Here is an 18123-nt window from a genome sequence, read left to right as displayed (position 1 = left end):
CATCTATGAGCTCAGTGCAGTACCCGACCCGGTTGCCTTGCGGCAACCGGGTTCTTGATTTGTCGCATACCCATGTCATGGGTATTCTCAATATCACCCCCGATTCCTTCTCCGATGGCGGTCGCTTCAGTCAGCGCGACGAGGCCCTGCGCCATGCCGAGGCCATGCTTGCCGCCGGTGCAACGCTGATCGACATCGGTGGCGAGTCCACGCGCCCAGGTGCGCGTGCAGTGTCGGTCACCGAGGAGCTGGAGCGTGTGGCGCCAATGGTCGAGGCCGTCAACAGTCGCCTCGATGTGGTCATTTCGGTCGATACCTCCACACCTGCCGTCATGCGCGAGGCTGCACGCCTTGGTGCCGGGCTGATCAACGACGTACGGGCCCTGGAGCGCGATGGCGCCCTGGACGCTGCAGCGGACACCGGTCTGCCGGTGTGCCTCATGCACATGCGTGGCGAGCCAGGTAACATGCAGGATGATCCGCATTACCAGGACGTGACTGCTGACGTCACGCGTTATCTTGAACAGCGGATGGCTGCCTGCGCAGCAGCGGGCATCGACGCGGACAGAATCATCCTTGACCCGGGCTTCGGTTTCGCCAAGACACTGGCGCACAATCTGAGCCTGTTCAAGCACATGGAAGCGCTCTATCGCCTTGGGCGCCCACTGCTGGTGGGCGTTTCACGAAAGAGCATGATCGGCCTGACGCTGGAACGTCCGGTCGGCGAGCGCTTGTACGGCAGCCTTGCGCTGGCGGCGTTGGCCATGACCAAGGGGGCGAGCATCCTTCGTGTACATGACGTGGCTGAAACCGTCGATGTGGTGCGCATGATCGCTGCAGTGCAAAACGCCGAATAAGAATATTGGAGTCCCTATGAGCAGAAAATACTTTGGTACCGACGGCATTCGTGGCCGCGTCGGGGAATACCCGATCACGCCTGAATTCATGCTGAAGCTCGGCTGGGCGGCCGGCATGGCCTTCCGCAAGCAAGGCCATTGCCGCGTGCTGGTGGGCAAGGACACGCGTATCTCCGGCTACATGTTCGAGTCCGCACTCGAAGCCGGCTTGTCCGCAGCAGGTGCCGATGTGCTGCTGCTCGGGCCGATGCCGACACCGGCCATCGCTTACCTCACGCGCACCTTCCACGCAGAAGCCGGCATCGTCATCAGTGCCTCGCACAACCCACACGATGACAACGGCATCAAGTTCTTCTCGGGCCAGGGCACCAAGCTGCCGGACGAGGTCGAGCTGATGATCGAGGAGCTGCTCGACCAACCGATGACCGTTGTCGAGTCGGGCAAGCTGGGCAAGGTTTCGCGTATCAACGATGCCGCCGGCCGCTACATCGAATTCTGCAAGAGCAGCGTGCCGAGCAGCACCAGCTTCGATGGCCTCAAGCTGGTGGTCGACTGCGCCCATGGTGCTACCTACAAGGTTGCGCCCAGCGTATTCCGTGAGCTGGGTGCCGACGTGACCGTGCTGCATGCGCAACCGGACGGCCTGAACATCAACGAAGGTTGCGGCTCGACACACATCGAATCGCTGCAGGCCGCTGTACTGGTCGGGCATGCCGATCTCGGCATTGCCTTTGACGGTGACGGCGATCGCGTGCTGATGGTCGACCACACGGGTGCCATCGTCGACGGTGACGAGCTGCTGTTCATCATTGCTCGCGACCTGCAGGAGCATGGCAAGCTGCAAGGCGGGGTGGTCGGCACGCTGATGAGTAACCTGGGCCTGGAGCTGGCGCTCAAGGACCTGGACATCCCGTTTGTGCGGGCCAAGGTCGGCGACCGTTACGTCATGGCTGAGCTGTTGGAGCGTCAATGGCTGGTCGGCGGTGAAAACTCCGGTCACGTCGTGTGCTGCAACCACACCACCACCGGCGACGCGATCATTGCCGCGCTGCAGGTGCTGATGGCGCTCAAGCGCCGTGGCGAAACCCTGGCTCAGGCCCGTCAGGCACTGCGCAAGTGTCCGCAGGTGCTGATCAATGTGCGCTTTGGCGCCAGCAAGGTCGACCCGCTGGAGCATCCCGCCGTCAAGGAAGCCAGTGCCAAGGTTACCGAGGCGCTGGCGGGGCGTGGTCGTGTGCTGTTGCGCAAGTCCGGTACCGAGCCGTTGGTGCGGGTCATGGTTGAGGGCGAAGACGAAAGCCAGGTGCGGGCCCATGCTGAAGCGCTGGCCAAACTGGTCAGCGAAGTTTGTGTCTGAAGGCGCTTGCCAGCGCAGATCTGGTTGGGTAAGATCTGCGCCCACTTTGACCGACGAGGTAAAGCATGCGTCGCCCTATGGTAGCTGGTAACTGGAAGATGCACGGTACCCGCGCTAGCGTCGCTGAGCTGACCAAAGGCTTGAGCAATCTCGCCTTGCCGAGCGGAGTGGAAGTCGCCGTATTTCCACCGGCCTTGTTCATCAATCAAGTGATCGATGGGCTGGCAGGCAAAGAAATTACTGTCGGCGCACAGAATTCTGCTGTACAACCCGAACAGGGTGCGCTGACCGGGGAAGTTGCTCCCGAGCAGCTGGTTGAAGCAGGTTGCAAGTTGGTGTTGATTGGTCATTCGGAACGTCGCCAGATCATTGGTGAAACCGACGAAGTGCTCAATCGCAAGTTTGCAGCGGCCCAGGCCAAAGGCTTGAAACCAGTGCTTTGCATAGGGGAAACCCTTGAAGAGCGCGAAGCTGGCAAAACGCTCGAAGTTGTCGGGCGTCAACTAAGCAGTATCATCGAAGCATTCGGTGTTAAGGCTTTTGCCGATGCAGTAATTGCCTATGAGCCTGTATGGGCCATCGGTACAGGCCTTACGGCCACGCCGCAGCAGGCTCAGGATGTGCACGCAGCCATCCGCAGCCAGTTGGCGGCAGAAGATGCTGAAGTGGCTGCGAAGGTGCAGTTGCTATACGGCGGCAGCGTGAAGGCGGCCAATGCGGCCGAACTGTTCGGCATGCCGGATATCGATGGGGGGCTCATTGGTGGGGCTTCCCTGAACGCAGACGAATTCGGTGCAATTTGTCGCGCCGCAGGAAACTGAACAAATGCTGGAAACAGTCATCGTTGTTTTTCATCTGTTGGCAGCGCTGTCGCTTGTAGTGCTGGTTCTGTTGCAACAGGGTAAAGGTGCTGAAGCAGGTGCATCTTTCGGCGCGGGTGCCTCAAACACCGTGTTCGGGAGCCAAGGCTCTGCAACGTTCCTAAGTAAATTAACTGCTGTACTCGCTGCCACTTTCTTTTTGACAGCACTTGGGTTAGGATACTTCGCGAAGCAACAAGCTCACCAGCTTAGCCAAGCAGGTCTTCCAGATCCAGCAGTGCTAGAAGTGAAAGAGCCGCAGAAACCGGCAGTTAATGATGATGTACCGGTGCTCCAACAGCAGAAGAGCGAAACCACCAATAATACGGGTGATGTACCTCCTCCGGCTCAAGAGCAGAAGTAACGGGTTTCAAGTAGTAGTATTGCCGAGGTGGTGGAATTGGTAGACACGCAACCTTGAGGTGGTTGTGCCCATAGGGTGTAGGGGTTCGAGTCCCCTTCTCGGTACCAATTAAAGCTTGAGAGCCCGCTTTAGCGGGCTTTCTTGTAGGTGAATGTTTGGATTTGACCCTCAACAGGGTTCGGTCTTATACTTTTGCCCCAGCTTTGTCGCGGGGTGGAGCAGCTTGGTAGCTCGTCGGGCTCATAACCCGAAGGTCGTTGGTTCAAATCCAGCCCCCGCAACCAGCTTCAGCGGAGCCCCTTTTCAGGGGCTTTTTGCTAACCGAACAGTTTCGGCGTCGTTGTCCTACGGCGCTTTCAGGGATGGGCGCTTCGCCCATTTTTTATTTGCACAGCATGCACGAGGGGGTTCAGGTGTCGAGCAAGCTAGAACAGTTGCAGGCCTTGTTGGCCCCGGTTGTCGAGGGTCTGGGCTATCAGTGCTGGGGGATCGAATACGTTTCCCAGGGTAAGCATTCGGTACTGCGCATCTACATCGACAAGGAAGGCGGTATTCTGGTGGACGACTGCGAAGCAGTCAGCCGTCAGGCCAGCGCAATCCTCGATGTAGAAGATCCAATCAGCAGTGAGTACACCCTCGAGGTGTCTTCTCCAGGCATGGATCGCCCACTGTTCACGCTGGAACAGTTTGCCTCGCATGCCGGCGAACAAGTGAAGATCAAGCTGCGCTCACCCTTCGAGGGTCGTCGTAACTTCCAGGGCCTTCTCCGCGGTGTGGAGGAGCAGGATGTGGTGGTCCAGGTGGACAACCAGGAGTTCCTGTTACCGATCGACTCGATCGACAAGGCCAATATTATTCCCAGTTTTGACTGAGACGTGCCGGGCCCGGCGGACTATCCGGGCCCAATGGCTTGCGCAAGGCGAGGCGTACGATGAGCAAAGAAGTACTGCTGGTTGTTGAATCGGTATCCAACGAAAAAGGTGTACCGCCCGGCGTCATTTTCGAAGCGCTGGAAGTGGCCCTGGCCACTGCAACCAAAAAACGTTTTGAAGACGAAGTCGACCTACGTGTGGAAATCAACCGCCACACGGGTAGCTACGAGACTTTCCGTCGCTGGACCGTGGTCGACGAAGCCGATCTTGATGATCCGGCGATCGAGACCTGGCTGGACAAGATCAAGGACACCCACCCTGAAGCCAAGGTCGGTGACGTGATCGAAGAGAAGATCGAGTCCATCGAGTTCGGTCGTATTGCCGCCCAGACCGCCAAGCAGGTCATCGTGCAGAAGGTCCGTGAGGCCGAGCGTGCCCAGGTGGTCGATGCCTACCGTGAGCGCGTTGGCGAGATCATCTCCGGTACCGTAAAAAAGGTTACCCGCGACAACGTCATCGTTGACCTGGGCAACAACGCAGAGGCCTTGCTGGCCCGCGAAGACATCATTCCGCGCGAAACCTTCCGTGTTGGCGTGCGCCTGCGTGCGCTGCTCAAGGAAATTCGCACTGAAAACCGTGGCCCACAGCTGATCCTGTCGCGCACTGCGCCGCAGATGCTGATCGAGCTTTTCCGCATTGAAGTGCCGGAAATTGCCGAGGGCCTCATTGAAGTCATGGCTGCTTCCCGTGATCCGGGTTCGCGAGCCAAGATTGCCGTCCGCTCCAAGGACAAGCGTATCGATCCGCAAGGTGCCTGCATCGGCATGCGTGGTTCGCGCGTCCAGGCCGTATCCGGGGAGTTGGGTGGTGAGCGTGTGGATATCGTCCTTTGGGACGATAACCCGGCGCAGTTCGTCATCAACGCCATGTCGCCGGCTGAAGTCGCGGCGATCATCGTTGATGAAGATGCCCATGCCATGGACATCGCCGTCGCCGAGGACAACCTGGCCCAGGCCATTGGCCGTGGCGGTCAGAACGTTCGCCTGGCCAGTCAGTTGACCGGCTGGACCCTGAACGTGATGACCGAAAAGGACATCCAGGCCAAGCAACAGGCCGAAACCGGTGACATCCTGCGCAATTTCATCGAGGAACTGGAAGTCGACGAGGAGCTGGCCCAAGTGCTGGTCGACGAAGGCTTCACCAGCCTTGAAGAAATTGCCTACGTACCGTTGGAAGAAATGCTCAACATCGATGGCTTTGACGAAGATATCGTCAATGAGCTCCGCGCTCGAGCCAAGGACCGTTTGTTGACCAAGGCCATCGCTACCGAAGAAAAACTGGCAGACGCCCACCCGGCCGAAGACCTGCTCTCCCTTGAGGGCATGGACAAAGACCTGGCGGCTGAACTGGCGGTGCGCGGCGTGGTTAACCGCGAAGACCTGGCCGAGCAGTCGATCGACGATCTGCTCGACATCGACGGCATCGACGAAGAGCGTGCCGGCAAGTTGATCATGGCCGCCCGAGCCCACTGGTTCGAGTAATTAGGCGCGGCCTGAGGAGAGAAGTGCATGACGCAAGTCACGGTGAAAGAACTGGCCCAAGAGGTCGAGGCACCGGTAGAGCGCCTGCTGCAGCAGATGCGTGAGGCAGGTCTGCCGCACACCGACGCCGGTCAGGTAGTGACCGACAATGAGAAGCAGACCCTGCTGACTCATTTGAAAAGCAGCCACAAGAGCAAGGCGGAAGAGCCGCGCAAGATTACCTTGCAGCGCAAAACCACCAGCACCCTGCGTGTCGCCGGTAGCAAAAGCATCAGCGTAGAAGTACGCAAGAAGAAAGTTTTCGTTCAGCGCAGCCCTGAAGAAATCCAGGCTGAGCAGAAGCGTGAGCAAGATGAGCGCCGCGCGGCTGAAAATGCCGCTCGCGACAAGGTCGAGGCCGAAGTTCGCCAGCGCAACGAAGAGCAGGCTCGCCGTCAGGCGGCCGGCTCCGCAGCCGCCGCTCCTGCACCTGCCGCCAAGCCAGAGCCGGCGCCTGCCGCTGCTCCGGCCCCGGTAGTCGCAGACGCCCCGGCCTCTGAAGACGCCGCAGCCCGCGCTGCAGAGCGCAAGAAAGACGAGACCCGTCGCAACGAAAGCCGTACCCGTGATGACGACCGTCGTCGTGGCGAAGCACCTCGTGTGTCGATCAAGGTCAAGGTCAAGGAGAAGGAAAAAGCGCCGACTCCACGTGCGGCTCCGCGCACTACCGACGAAGAGAGCGATGGCGCTCGTCGTGGCCGCGGTGGCAAGAGCAAGCTGAAAAAGCGTAATCAGCACGGCTTCCAGAACCCGACCGGCCCCGTCATCCGTGACGTGACCATCGGCGAGACCATCACGGTCTCCGAGCTGGCTAACCAGATGTCCGTCAAGGGCGCTGAAGTGGTCAAGTTCATGTTCAAGATGGGTACCCCGGTCACCATCAACCAGGTGCTCGACCAGGAAACCGCTCAGCTGATCGCAGAAGAGCTGGGCCACAAGGTCACGCTGGTCAGCGATACCGCCCTGGAAGACTCCCTGGCCGAATCGCTGAAGTTCGAAGGCCAGACCGAGTCGCGTGCGCCGGTGGTTACCGTCATGGGTCACGTTGACCATGGTAAGACCTCGCTGCTCGACTACATCCGTCGTGCCAAGGTTGCCGCTGGCGAAGCCGGTGGTATTACCCAGCACATCGGTGCCTACCACGTGGAAACCGACCGCGGCATGGTCACCTTCCTCGATACCCCAGGTCACGCTGCGTTTACCCAGATGCGTGCCCGTGGTGCCAAGGCGACCGACATCGTCATCCTGGTGGTGGCGGCGGACGACGGTGTGATGCCACAAACCCGCGAAGCCGTTCAGCATGCCAAGGCAGCCGGTGTTCCGCTGGTCGTTGCGGTGAACAAGATCGACAAGCCAGGTGCTGACCTCGATCGCATCCGTAACGAGCTGTCCGTCGAAGGCGTTACCTCTGAGGACTGGGGTGGTGACACGCCGTTCGTCAAGGTTTCGGCGAAGATGGGTACCGGTGTCGACGAGCTGCTCGAAGCCGTTCTGCTGCAGGCCGAGATCCTCGAGCTGACCGCTACCCCGACCGCCCCAGGTCGTGGCGTGGTCGTCGAATCGCGCCTGGACAAGGGCCGTGGCCCGGTGGCGACCATCCTGGTTCAGGACGGTACCCTGCGTCAGGGCGACATGGTCCTGTGCGGTTCCAACTATGGCCGCGTACGCGCCATGCTCGACGAGAACGGCAAGCCTGTGAAGGAAGCCGGCCCGTCGATCCCGGTCGAAATCCTCGGCCTGGACGGTACTCCGGAAGCCGGTGACGAGCTGTCCGTGGTTGCCGACGAGAAGAAAGCCCGTGAAGTTGCCCTGTTCCGTCAAGGCAAGTATCGCGAGGTCAAGCTGGCCCGTGCTCACGCCGGCAAGCTGGAAAACATCTTCGAGACCATGGGTCAGGAAGAGAAGAAAACCCTCAACATCGTTCTCAAGACCGATGTGCGTGGTTCTCTGGAAGCGCTGCAGGGTTCGCTCGGCGGCCTGGGCAACGACGAAGTGCAAGTGCGCGTGATTGGTGGTGGCGTCGGTGGTATCACCGAGAGCGATGCCAACCTGGCGCTGGCTTCGAATGCTGTACTGTTCGGCTTCAACGTGCGTGCCGATGCCGGTGCGCGCAAGATCGTCGAGCAGGAAGGTCTGGATATGCGTTACTACAACGTGATCTACGACATCATCGAAGACGTCAAGAAGGCCCTGACCGGCATGCTCGGCAGCGATGTTCGCGAGAACATCCTGGGTGTCGCCGAAGTACGTGACGTGTTCCGTTCGCCGAAGTTCGGCGCCATCGCTGGCTGTATGGTCATCGAGGGTACCGTGTACCGCAACCGTCCGATTCGCGTACTGCGTGATGACGTTGTGATCTTCGAAGGCGAGCTGGAATCGCTGCGTCGCTTCAAGGACGATGCCTCCGAAGTCCGTTCGGGCATGGAGTGCGGTATTGGCGTCAAGAGCTACAACGACGTCAAGGTCGGCGACAAGATCGAAGTCTTCGAGAAAGTCCAGGTGGCTCGTACCCTTTAAGGGCGAGCGAGCCGCAAGCGCCTGCTACAGGGCGGCTTGCGGTACCTCTTCAGGTAGCGCCCGGTCAGGCATTCGTCTGTCCGGGCGTTTGCCGCTTTAAGTTACAGGTAGCAAGAATGGCCAAAGAATATAGCCGTACCCAACGTATTGGCGATCAGATGCAGCGCGAGCTGGCCGAGCTGATCCGTCGCGAAGTCAAGGACCCGCGTGTCGGTCTGGTGACCATCACCGCCGTGGACGTGAGCCGTGACCTGGGCCATGCCAAGGTGTTCATCACCGTCATGGGCGAGGAAACCCCGGATGCCGTGCAGCAGTCGCTCAAGGCATTGAACAGTGCTGCCAGCTTCCTGCGGCTGCACCTGGGGCGTTCGATGCAACTGCGCAGCGTGCCGCAGCTGCACTTCCATTTCGATGAAAGTGTCAGCCGTGGTGTGCACCTGTCGGCGCTGATCGAACGTGCAGTGGCCGAAGACCGCCTGCACAAGGAAGCCGACGAGTCGGACACCAAGGAGTAAGTGGTGGCCCAGGTCAAACGTATCCGCCGCAATGTCAGCGGCATCATCCTGCTCGACAAGCCGCTGGGCTTCACTTCCAATGCCGCCTTGCAGAAGGTGCGTTGGCTGCTCAACGCGGAAAAGGCCGGCCACACCGGTAGCCTCGACCCGCTGGCAACCGGCGTGTTGCCGCTGTGCTTCGGTGAAGCGACCAAGTTTTCGCAGTACTTGCTCGATTCCGACAAGGGCTACGAAACCGTCATGCAGATGGGGCAGACTACCAACACCGGCGATGCCGAGGGTGAGGTGCTGCAGACCCGCGACGTGACCGTTGGTCGCGCCGACATCGAGGCGCTGCTGCCACGTTTTCGCGGCCCGATCAGCCAGATACCGCCTATGTACTCGGCGCTCAAGCGTGACGGCCAGCCGTTGTACAAACTGGCACGTGCAGGAGAGGTAGTGGAGCGCGAGGCGCGTTCTGTTACTATTAACCGCTTGGAGTTGCTCGAGTGCGAAGGCACCCGTGCACGGCTGAGCGTAGGATGCAGCAAAGGCACCTATATCCGCACGTTGGTGGAGGATATCGGTGAAGCCCTTGGTTGCGGCGCCTATGTCGCCGAGCTGCGCAGGACCCAGGCTGGGCCCTTTGCGCTGGCACAGACGGTCACCCTCGAGGAACTCGAACAGGCCCATGCCGAAGGTGGCAACGAAGCGCTCGACCGCTTCCTGATGCCATCGGACAGCGGGCTACAGGACTGGCCGTTGGTCAGCCTGTCGGAACACAGTGCGTTCTACTGGCTGCATGGGCAGGCTGTACGCGCGCCGGACGCGCCACAATTTGGCATGGTCCGGGTACAGGATCACAATGCGCGCTTCATCGGTATAGGTGAAGTGAGCGAAGACGGGCGCATTGCGCCGCGTCGGCTGATTCGGTCGGAATGACCGAAACCGCGGGGCCAGGCAGTTGCCGAGCCCCACGGCATCAAGGGTGGCTGTCAGTAGGCACGGTCACACCTTTTTTATTAATACAGGGATTTGTCCCTGGCCTATTGGATCCCGCATGCGGGATCCGTTATCAGGAGAAGCCAAATGGCCCTCAGCGTTGAAGAAAAAGCTCAGATCGTTGCCGAATATCAGCAAGCCGCCGGCGATACCGGTAGCCCGGAAGTGCAGGTTGCTCTGCTGACCGCCAACATCAACAAGCTGCAAGGCCACTTCAAGGCCAACGATAAAGACCACCACTCCCGTCGTGGTCTGATCCGTATGGTCAACCAGCGTCGTAAGCTGCTGGATTACCTGAAGGGCAAAGACACCACTCGTTACAGCGCCCTGATCGGTCGCCTGGGCCTGCGTCGCTAATAGCGGCCTGGTCAGTGGTGTGCGTGGGGTGTCGCAGGCTTCGGCAGGGCTGTTTTGCAGCGCTGCCGTTGGACATGCCACGCGTATCTCCGAGGTTGGCAGCCTGGCAATGCTGAGCGGTTTTTCCGTTTGGTGCCAGGCTCCCAGCCTCGTGTTGTATCTGGACGGTCAATGGGGCCGATTCCCCGTTCTGCCCAAGAATTCGCAAGAAACCAGTTCCCCCAAGAGCCACTGAAAAAGGTAGGAAACCGTGAACCCGGTAATCAAGACTTTCCAGTTCGGTCAATCGACCGTCACTCTCGAAACGGGCCGTATTGCCCGTCAGGCAACCGGCGCCGTGCTGGTTACCGTCGACAACGACGTCACCGTGCTGGTGACTGTGGTAGGCGCCAAACAGGCTGATCCAGGCAAGGGTTTCTTCCCGCTGTCGGTTCACTACCAGGAAAAGACCTACGCCGCTGGCAAGATCCCAGGTGGCTTCTTCAAGCGTGAAGGCCGTCCTTCCGAGAAAGAGACGCTGACCTCGCGCCTGATCGACCGTCCGATCCGTCCGCTGTTCCCGGAAGGCTTCATGAACGAAGTGCAGGTCGTCTGCACCGTGGTTTCCACCAGCAAGAAGACCGATCCGGACATCGCTGCGATGATCGGTACCTCGGCTGCCCTGGCCATTTCCGGTATTCCGTTCGAAGGCCCGATCGGCGCTGCCCGCGTTGCCTTCCACGAAAGCACTGGCTACCTGCTGAACCCGACCTACGAGCAACTGGCTGCCTCGAGCCTGGACATGGTCGTTGCCGGTACCTCCGATGCTGTACTGATGGTTGAGTCGGAAGCTCAAGAGCTGACCGAAGACCAGATGCTGGGTGCCGTACTGTTCGCCCACGACGAGTTCCAGGCTGTTATCCAGGCTGTCAAAGAGCTGGCTGCCGAAGCTGGCAAGCCGACTTGGGACTGGAAACCTGCCGTTGCCAACACCGAGCTGTTCAATGCTATCCGCGCCGAGTTCGGCGAAGCGGTTTCGCAGGGCTACACCATCACCGTCAAAGCCGACCGCTACGCGCGTCTGGGTGAGCTGCGCGACCAGGCGGTTGCCAAGTTCTCCGGTGAAGAAGGCCAGCCTTCGGCTTCCGAAGTCAAAGACATCTTCGGCGAAATCGAATACCGCACCGTTCGCGAAAACATCGTCAACGGCAAGCCACGTATCGACGGCCGCGACACCAAGACTGTACGCCCGCTGAACATCGAAGTAGGTGTGCTGCCGAAAACTCACGGTTCGGCACTGTTCACCCGTGGCGAAACCCAGGCCCTGGTCGTTGCGACCCTGGGTACTGCCCGTGATGCCCAACTGCTGGACACCCTCGAAGGCGAGAAGAAAGACCCCTTCATGCTGCACTACAACTTCCCACCGTTCTCGGTAGGTGAGTGTGGCCGCATGGGCGGTGCTGGCCGTCGCGAAATCGGCCACGGCCGTCTGGCCCGCCGTTCGGTTCAGGCCATGCTGCCTGCTGCTGACGTGTTCCCGTACACCATCCGTGTGGTTTCGGAAATCACCGAATCCAACGGCTCCAGCTCCATGGCTTCGGTCTGCGGTGCTTCCCTGGCCCTGATGGACGCCGGTGTGCCGATGAAGGCGCCGGTTGCCGGTATCGCCATGGGGCTGGTCAAGGAAGGCGACAAGTTCGCGGTCCTGACTGACATCCTGGGTGACGAAGACCACCTGGGCGACATGGACTTCAAGGTAGCCGGTACCGCCAAAGGCGTCACCGCGCTGCAGATGGACATCAAGATCAACGGCATCACCGAAGAGATCATGGAAATCGCCCTGGGCCAGGCCCTGGAAGCGCGCCTGAACATCCTCGGCCAGATGAACCAGGTCATTGGCCAGTCGCGTACCGAACTGTCGGCCAACGCCCCGACCATGATCGCGATGAAGATCGACACCGACAAGATCCGCGACGTCATCGGTAAAGGCGGCGCCACCATTCGCGCCATCTGCGAAGAAACCAAGGCTTCGATCGACATCGAAGACGACGGCTCCATCAAGATCTTCGGCGAAACCAAGGAAGCGGCAGATGCTGCCAAGCAGCGCATCCTGGGTATCACCGCTGAGGCCGAGATCGGCAAGATCTACGTCGGCAAGGTTGAGCGCATTGTCGACTTCGGCGCCTTCGTCAACATCCTGCCTGGCAAGGACGGCCTGGTGCACATCTCCATGCTGAGCGATGCTCGCGTCGAGAAAGTCACCGACATCCTGAAAGAAGGCCAGGAAGTCGAAGTGTTGGTACTGGACGTGGACAACCGCGGCCGTATCAAGCTGTCGATCAAAGACGTTGCTGCGGCCAAGGCCTCGGGCGTCTAAGCGACACACGCTACAGAGAAAGGGCCCCTCGGGGCCCTTTTTTCATGGGCGACGGGAACCTTTTGCGGACTTGCATCTTGCATGCAGGTTTACCGCGCTGATTGCAAAATGCACGACTGCGGAAGTGGGGGTGTTTTTCTAAGGTGTTGATTTATAAAGAAATAATAGAAGCGGCAAAGCTGGCACAGCCCGTGCAACTACCTTCATACCTGCCGCCAGGACATACGGCGCAGACCTTTCGAAAAACAGGAGTGACCCACATGAAGAAGTTCGCCATTGCTGCCGCTACTGCTACCGCTCTGACCCTGACCATGGCTAACGGTGCATTCGCCGCTGAGCCAACCCAGGCTCCAGTCATGTTGGCGGCCAACACCGTCGACAACGCCAAGCAAGAAGGCTCCGACACTTGGATCACTACCAAGGTGAAAGCTGACCTGCTGACTGAAAAAGGCATCCCAGGCAGCGACATCAAAGTCGAGACCAGCCAAGGTGTTGTGTCCCTGTCTTCTGATGTGAAGGTTACCGAATCGCAGAAAGAAGAAGCGGTACGCATCACCAAGAACATCAAAGGCGTCAAGAGCGTAATGTCTGACGGCCTGAAAGCCGAATAAGGAATGTCCCGTCGGCCAAATGGATTTGGCCACTTTCATCAAAGCCCTGGCCCGTGCCAGGGCTTTGTCTTGCGCTCAATACGCCGGGTTGCGTGCGATGACATCGCTTTCGAAGCATTCCTGCTCAAGGATCAGAGGCTCTACCAATGGGCGGCTGTCGCGAAAATGCGCGGTCTGGGTATGTGCTTCATACGCAGCATCATCGCGGTAGATTTCGTACAGGTAGATCACCTCCGGATCGACTCGGTCCTGTGACACATCGAACACCAGGCAGCCTGGCTCACTCGCCACGGAAGCTGCAGCATTGACCTTGATTGCACTCAGAAAAGCGTCGGCGCATCCAGGCTTCACTCGGGTCTTGATGAACAGGCTATACACAAATGGCTCCTTTTGTTTTAAATTCAATAATGAATTGTATACAAAAATGGAGCTTCGCCAATGTCCGAATTGCCTGCACGCCCTGGCCGCCTGAATGGCCTGCGCCACATCGCCCTGCTGGTGCCCAACCTGGAGGAATGTGAACGCTTCTACGTCGATGTGCTGGGCATGGAAGTGCTGAATCGCGCCAATGAGGACCTGGTGTATCTCACCTGCGGTAACGACAACCTGTCGCTTGGGCGTGGGGCAGGGGCGGCCAACGGGTTACAGACCCTGGATCACTACGGATTCATCGTCGACAGCGTGGAGGAGCTGGAAGCCTGGTACCAGTACTTCAAGGCTCATGGTGTGACCTTGCTCGACCGGCCGTTCAATCATGGTGACGGCGCGCGTAGCTTCCACCTGCTGGACCCGGCTGGGAACAAGGTTCAACCGCTGTATCACCCGGCGGTGTCGGGGCAGCGGTTGGTTTGAAGCCCGTACTGGCCTCTTCGCGGGCACGCCCGCTCCCACAGGTATTGCGCAGGTCCGAGGTTGTGCGCCATCTCTGTGGGAGCGGGCGTGCCCGCGAAGAGGCCAGGCCTGCCAGAGGGGATTACTCGGCATCCAGGTGCATCGGCGTAATCACCCGCCCATCGCTCTCAGGCTGGCCCAGGCTGGTATCGATGAAGTACACCCGATCGTCTTCCAGCTTGCCCTTGTCAACCAGGTAATCCTTGATGCTGCTGGCCCGCTCCTGGCCCAGTGTACGCAGCAAGGCGGTACTCTCAGCCCATGACTTGATCACCGCCTCGCGCAGCTTGGCGGTACGCTCGTCACGGCTCAGTTGCTCCCATTCTGCTGGCGGCTGCTTTTTCAGGCGGCTGCGGTAAATGCCTTCGAGCATCGCGGGCTTGTCGCTGTCGTCGACCACCAGCATCGAGGCATTGGCCGGCACCTTGTCACCCCGTCGCTGCAGGATTTTGTACCAGGTGGCCTGGTACTCACGCTCCAGACGCTGTTGGGCGATCAGCGGGCCGTCGCTGGCCTGGGCGCTGGTGCCTTCGATTTCCAGGCGCAGTCCCGGGCGCTCTTTCAGTGCGGATGCCAGCTTGTCCAGGGACGCCTGGGCATCGCCGCTGAGTTCGCTGGAGCCCGGGGCGAACGCCACGTTGCCAAGGTCTTCCGAACTGCCGCCGCTGATCAGCCCGCCAATGAATTTGAATGGCGCCTGCGCCGCGCGCAGCACCAGGTTGCGCAGGGTTTGCCAAACGATCGGCATCACGCTGAATTGTGGGTTGTTGAGGTCGCCAGACACCGGCAGCTCGATCGAGATCTTGCCCTCGGTATCCTTCAGCAATGCTACCGCCAGGCGGATTGGCAGGTCGACCGCATCCGGGCTGTCGACTTTCTCGCCCAGCTGCAGTTGTTCCACTACCACCTTGTTCTCGGCCTTGAGCTGGCCGTTGGTGATCAAGTAGTGCAGGTCCAGGTTCAGCCGGCCCTTGCGGATGCGGAAACCGGCGAACTTGCCGGAGTAGGGCGTCAACGTGGTCAGTTCGACGCGCTTGAAGCTGGTGGCAATGTCCAGGCTGGCCAGTGGGTTGAACGGGTTGAGTGCGCCCTTGATGGTAACCGGAGCGTAGCGGTCTACCTTGCCCTTGACTTCGACCTTGGCCGGCAGCGGCTTGCGGTTGTCGATGGTGCCGATCTGGCCGTTGAGTTGCTGGATGGCCGTGGCGAAGTTGGGGGTAAGCGACAGGTCGGCAAAGTTGGCCGAGCCGTCCTTGATGTCGATCTGGCCGATGTGGATGCCGAGCGGCTTGCTGTTGCTGGCCGTGGTCGGCTTGGCCTGGCTGCTCGTCGGGGCGCCGGCCGGTTGCGGGATCAGCAGGTCATTGACGTTGGTAGTACGGTCTTCGTTGATGATGAAGCGTGCATAGGGCTGCAGCAGGGTCACCTTGTCGATCGACAGGGCATCGCCGTGCACGTAGGACAAGCCGTCCACGTTCACCTGTTGCCATTTGACGAAGTCGCGGCTCTTGATGGTGTCGAGGGTATGCAACTGGCTGACCTGCGCCTTGCCGGTAACACTGAAGGCCAGCGGTGCGGTGTTCTTCAGGTCGACCTTGAGGTCGCTGGAGAGCATGCCACTGCGCAGCTCCAGCAGGATGAACGGGCTGATATAGGCCTGGGCCACCCGCAGGTCGATGTCGCGGGTGCTCACATCCAGCTTTGCCCATATCGGTGCCAGGTTGACCTGGCCTGCGGCCTGCAGCTTGCCTTGCTTGCCCACACCAGTGTCGAGTTTGACGGTGAAGGGCGACTGGTTGAGGCTGTCGAAACCTTGCAGGTCGGCATTGAGAGGGCCAATGTCCAACGCTACCGGTTCCTTCTGGCTGCGATCTGCCAGGTGCACCAGGTAGTTGCGCAACTGCACGTCCTTGAGCAGCACTTGCCAGGGTTTGCTTGGCTCCTTGGCAGCTTTCTCTTCAGGCGTAGGTTCTGCGGCAGCCGGCTCGGCCTTTTCCTTCGGCGTGGCCTTGGCGGGTTGGCTGGCGAACAGCTTCTGCCAGTCGAGCTGGCCGTCTTTTTCCAGCGCCGCCCAGGTTTCGAGTTTTTCGCTGCGGACCTTGCCCACGATGACCTGTTGTTTGACCAGATCTATGGAAGTTTCGCTAACCGCCAGGCTGGCCAGGCGTGCCAGCGGTCGGCCATCCGGCGCCTTGATGGCAAATGGCGCGATGTGTACGGAAGCGTTATCCAGCAGCAGCTCGGTCTGTTTGGCGAGGTTGAGCGTGTAATGCGTATCGAGGTTGAGCACGCCGTCTTCCAGCACCAGTGGCACGGCATCGCGCACGTAGGGCCAGAACAGCTTCATCTTGCCGTCAGTGACCTTCAGTGTGCCTTCGGAGGCGATCGGCGACAGGCTCAGTGTACCCTTCCAGTCCACGCGTCCGCCGTTGGGGCCGCTGGCCACCAAGGTCATGTCGGCGCTGTCGTTGGGCAGGGTGCTGAGGTTTTTCAGCTCCAGACTCATGTTGTCGTAGAGGAACTCGATCGGCTCGCTGGGGCGCAGGTCCTCGAAGTGCAGGTAGCCTTCGACGAGCTTGATGCTGCCAATACGCAGCGGGAACGGGTCGCTGGGCGGCTCTTCGGGTTTGGCTTCGCTGGCCGGTAGTTTGAACAACCCGGTCAGGTTGAGGGTGCCGTCTTTGGCGAACAGCACTTCGTTGCGCGGTTTGTCGAGCTCCACCGCTTCCAGATGCAGGGCTTTGGTCCACAGGCTGTCGAGCGAGGCGTTAGCGTAAAGACGCTCGAAACCGACCTGCTCCTTGCCCGGCTCGCCGATCTGCAGGCCCCACAGCGTCAGCTCGAGGCTGAAGGGGTTGAGCTCGATCCGCTCGAGGTGGGCCGGCACGGTGGCGTACTGGGCCAACTGCTGGTTGGCGATGCGCAGTGCAATACCTGGAAGAATGAGAAAGCCGAGCAGGCTATACAGGGCTACCAGGGCCACGATTGCGCCAGCGGCGCGAGTCAATCCTTTGTACATGTGTCGCTTCGTCTGTCTAAGCCGGAGTGCTTGGAGTATGGCACGTTAAATCAGTTCCGCTGGGGCGACCTTTTGCGCTCAATCAATGCCCATGCGCCGTTTGGCCCGGTGTGCCGAGCCGTCGCGCATTGCCCAGCGCAGGACCGGCGCGGTGCCGCGCAGGCCCAGGCGGATCAGGCGCTGCTGCAGGGGCCCATGCTGCAGCCCGAGCATGGCCTGGGCCCAGCCGGGCAGCAAGTCGATACCCGCGTGCAGCATCAGTTTGCCAACCGGCTGTGCCAGGCGGCTGGGGGCCGGGGCGTCGAGCAGGATCTGTATGACCTCATGGCTGCGCACATCACAGTGCAGATGTGGGCGCATGTGTTGCAGATAGTCTTCAACTTGCTGGCAGGAGCGCGGTACGTCACGGGCACCAAGGCGCTCGGCGATCAGGGCGATTTCGTTGTAATAGGCATTCTGCTCGGCGCGTGGCAGGTGTGGGTTGCGGTAACGCAGGTGGGCGGCGAGGAAACTGCTGACCTCCGCTACATGCACCCAGGTCAACAGATCCGGGTCGCTGGCCGCATAGGGGCGGCCATCTGGTGCCGTGCCGGTGACCTGCAGGTGAATGGTGCGCACTTTGTCGATCAGCCACTCGGCATCGCCGGTGGCGCCGAAGGTGGTGCCGGAAATGAACTGGCTGGTGCGGCGCAAGCGGCCGAGCAGGTCTTCACGAAAATTGGAGTGGTCCCATACACCGGCCAGGGCCAGAGGATGCAACAACTGCAGCATTAGCGCGCTGATGCCACCGACCAGCATGCTAGGGAAGTCGCCATGTACCCGCCAGCTGATGCTGTGTGGGCCGAACAGGCCGGGGTCGCCCTTGGGCGACTCCAGGTCGAGCTGGCCGAGGGCCAGCCCAGTGAGGCTCATGACCTGGGTTTCGATGCGGCGACGAAGGGCTTCCATGGCGACCTGTTGTGCAGGGCGGCCATGGTTGGCGGCCG

At 60.2% G+C, this 18123-nt stretch carries 16 protein-coding genes and 2 tRNA genes; 15 read left to right on the top strand and 3 right to left on the bottom strand.

Annotated elements, in window-relative coordinates; translation table 11 throughout:
* Positions 1-5: 5 nt before the first annotated feature.
* The 14 genes from folP to ACF8EA_RS11270 all read left to right on the top strand — a co-directional run bounded on the left by folP (position 6) and on the right by ACF8EA_RS11270 (position 13227).
* Entirely contained in the window at positions 6-857 is an 852-nt protein-coding gene (folP, locus tag ACF8EA_RS11335) for a dihydropteroate synthase (RefSeq protein WP_392522054.1), read from the top strand.
* 16 nt (positions 858-873) lie between these two features.
* Positions 874-2214, top strand: coding sequence for a phosphoglucosamine mutase (gene glmM / locus ACF8EA_RS11330; RefSeq protein WP_021784328.1), 1341 nt, complete (start codon positions 874-876; stop codon positions 2212-2214).
* Between the two features lie 65 nt (positions 2215-2279).
* Entirely contained in the window at positions 2280-3035 is a 756-nt protein-coding gene (tpiA, locus tag ACF8EA_RS11325) for a triose-phosphate isomerase (protein ID WP_367251148.1), read from the top strand.
* A 4-nt stretch (positions 3036-3039) separates the two neighbouring features.
* Positions 3040-3438 (top strand): preprotein translocase subunit SecG, encoded by a 399-nt coding sequence (gene secG / locus ACF8EA_RS11320; RefSeq protein WP_103463067.1) that lies wholly within the window; start codon positions 3040-3042, stop codon positions 3436-3438.
* A gap of 21 nt (positions 3439-3459) precedes the next feature.
* Positions 3460-3545 (top strand) — tRNA-Leu (locus ACF8EA_RS11315).
* Between the two features lie 100 nt (positions 3546-3645).
* A tRNA-Met gene (locus ACF8EA_RS11310) sits at positions 3646-3722 on the top strand.
* Positions 3723-3851: 129 nt separating this feature from the next.
* Complete coding sequence (gene rimP, locus ACF8EA_RS11305) at positions 3852-4310, top strand: ribosome maturation factor RimP (protein WP_003249960.1); 459 nt, start codon at positions 3852-3854, stop codon at positions 4308-4310.
* Between the two features lie 59 nt (positions 4311-4369).
* On the top strand, positions 4370-5851 hold the full coding sequence (gene nusA / locus ACF8EA_RS11300; protein ID WP_003249963.1) for a transcription termination factor NusA: 1482 nt from the start codon (positions 4370-4372) through the stop codon (positions 5849-5851).
* A gap of 27 nt (positions 5852-5878) precedes the next feature.
* Positions 5879-8407 (top strand): translation initiation factor IF-2, encoded by a 2529-nt coding sequence (gene infB, locus ACF8EA_RS11295; RefSeq protein ID WP_021784326.1) that lies wholly within the window; start codon positions 5879-5881, stop codon positions 8405-8407.
* Positions 8408-8523: 116 nt separating this feature from the next.
* Positions 8524-8922, top strand: coding sequence for a 30S ribosome-binding factor RbfA (rbfA, locus tag ACF8EA_RS11290; RefSeq protein ID WP_252460792.1), 399 nt, complete (start codon positions 8524-8526; stop codon positions 8920-8922).
* Positions 8923-8925: 3 nt separating this feature from the next.
* Positions 8926-9843, top strand: a complete 918-nt coding sequence (truB, locus tag ACF8EA_RS11285) for a tRNA pseudouridine(55) synthase TruB (protein ID WP_003249968.1) — start codon at positions 8926-8928, stop codon at positions 9841-9843.
* 147 nt (positions 9844-9990) lie between these two features.
* A complete protein-coding gene (gene rpsO, locus ACF8EA_RS11280; RefSeq protein ID WP_003249971.1) occupies positions 9991-10260 on the top strand; it encodes a 30S ribosomal protein S15 in 270 nt (89 codons plus the stop codon).
* Between the two features lie 250 nt (positions 10261-10510).
* Positions 10511-12616, top strand: coding sequence for a polyribonucleotide nucleotidyltransferase (gene pnp, locus ACF8EA_RS11275; RefSeq protein WP_004575780.1), 2106 nt, complete (start codon positions 10511-10513; stop codon positions 12614-12616).
* Positions 12617-12876: 260 nt separating this feature from the next.
* Positions 12877-13227, top strand: a complete 351-nt coding sequence (locus tag ACF8EA_RS11270) for a BON domain-containing protein (protein WP_021784324.1) — start codon at positions 12877-12879, stop codon at positions 13225-13227.
* A gap of 75 nt (positions 13228-13302) precedes the next feature.
* On the opposite strand, the gene ACF8EA_RS11265 is transcribed toward ACF8EA_RS11270, so the two are convergent.
* Entirely contained in the window at positions 13303-13605 is a 303-nt protein-coding gene (locus tag ACF8EA_RS11265) for a putative quinol monooxygenase (RefSeq protein ID WP_084850163.1), read from the bottom strand.
* 60 nt (positions 13606-13665) lie between these two features.
* Here ACF8EA_RS11265 and ACF8EA_RS11260 point away from each other — a divergent pair, with 60 nt between their 5' ends.
* Positions 13666-14079, top strand: coding sequence for a VOC family protein (locus tag ACF8EA_RS11260; protein ID WP_010955354.1), 414 nt, complete (start codon positions 13666-13668; stop codon positions 14077-14079).
* A gap of 121 nt (positions 14080-14200) precedes the next feature.
* Here ACF8EA_RS11260 and ACF8EA_RS11255 read toward each other — a convergent pair whose 3' ends face one another.
* Positions 14201-17137, bottom strand: coding sequence for a DUF748 domain-containing protein (locus ACF8EA_RS11255; RefSeq protein WP_392522052.1), 2937 nt, complete (start codon positions 17135-17137; stop codon positions 14201-14203).
* Positions 17138-17215: 78 nt separating this feature from the next.
* Positions 17216-18085 (bottom strand): oxygenase MpaB family protein, encoded by an 870-nt coding sequence (locus tag ACF8EA_RS11250; protein ID WP_392522051.1) that lies wholly within the window; start codon positions 18083-18085, stop codon positions 17216-17218.
* Positions 18086-18123: the final 38 nt, after the last annotated feature.

Source organism: Pseudomonas sp. YQ_5 (assembly GCF_043103305.1).
GTDB classification, from domain to species: Bacteria; Pseudomonadota; Gammaproteobacteria; order Pseudomonadales; family Pseudomonadaceae; genus Aquipseudomonas; species Aquipseudomonas putida_Y.
This window is presented reverse-complemented; position numbering and strand designations above follow the sequence as displayed.

Bases quoted from the DNA above. Each gene is read 5' to 3' on its own strand.
- secG (WP_103463067.1), top strand. From the start codon at position 3,040: ATGCTGGAAACAGTCATCGTTGTTTTTCATCTGTTGGCAGCGCTGTCG.
- ACF8EA_RS11255 (WP_392522052.1), bottom strand. From the start codon at position 17,137: ATGTACAAAGGATTGACTCGCGCCGCTGGCGCAATCGTGGCCCTGGTA.
- glmM (WP_021784328.1), top strand. From the start codon at position 874: ATGAGCAGAAAATACTTTGGTACCGACGGCATTCGTGGCCGCGTCGGG.
- nusA (WP_003249963.1), top strand. From the start codon at position 4,370: ATGAGCAAAGAAGTACTGCTGGTTGTTGAATCGGTATCCAACGAAAAA.
- ACF8EA_RS11270 (WP_021784324.1), top strand. From the start codon at position 12,877: ATGAAGAAGTTCGCCATTGCTGCCGCTACTGCTACCGCTCTGACCCTG.
- ACF8EA_RS11260 (WP_010955354.1), top strand. From the start codon at position 13,666: ATGTCCGAATTGCCTGCACGCCCTGGCCGCCTGAATGGCCTGCGCCAC.
- ACF8EA_RS11250 (WP_392522051.1), bottom strand. From the start codon at position 18,085: ATGGAAGCCCTTCGTCGCCGCATCGAAACCCAGGTCATGAGCCTCACT.
- rbfA (WP_252460792.1), top strand. From the start codon at position 8,524: ATGGCCAAAGAATATAGCCGTACCCAACGTATTGGCGATCAGATGCAG.
- tpiA (WP_367251148.1), top strand. From the start codon at position 2,280: ATGCGTCGCCCTATGGTAGCTGGTAACTGGAAGATGCACGGTACCCGC.
- infB (WP_021784326.1), top strand. From the start codon at position 5,879: ATGACGCAAGTCACGGTGAAAGAACTGGCCCAAGAGGTCGAGGCACCG.
- folP (WP_392522054.1), top strand. From the start codon at position 6: ATGAGCTCAGTGCAGTACCCGACCCGGTTGCCTTGCGGCAACCGGGTT.
- rpsO (WP_003249971.1), top strand. From the start codon at position 9,991: ATGGCCCTCAGCGTTGAAGAAAAAGCTCAGATCGTTGCCGAATATCAG.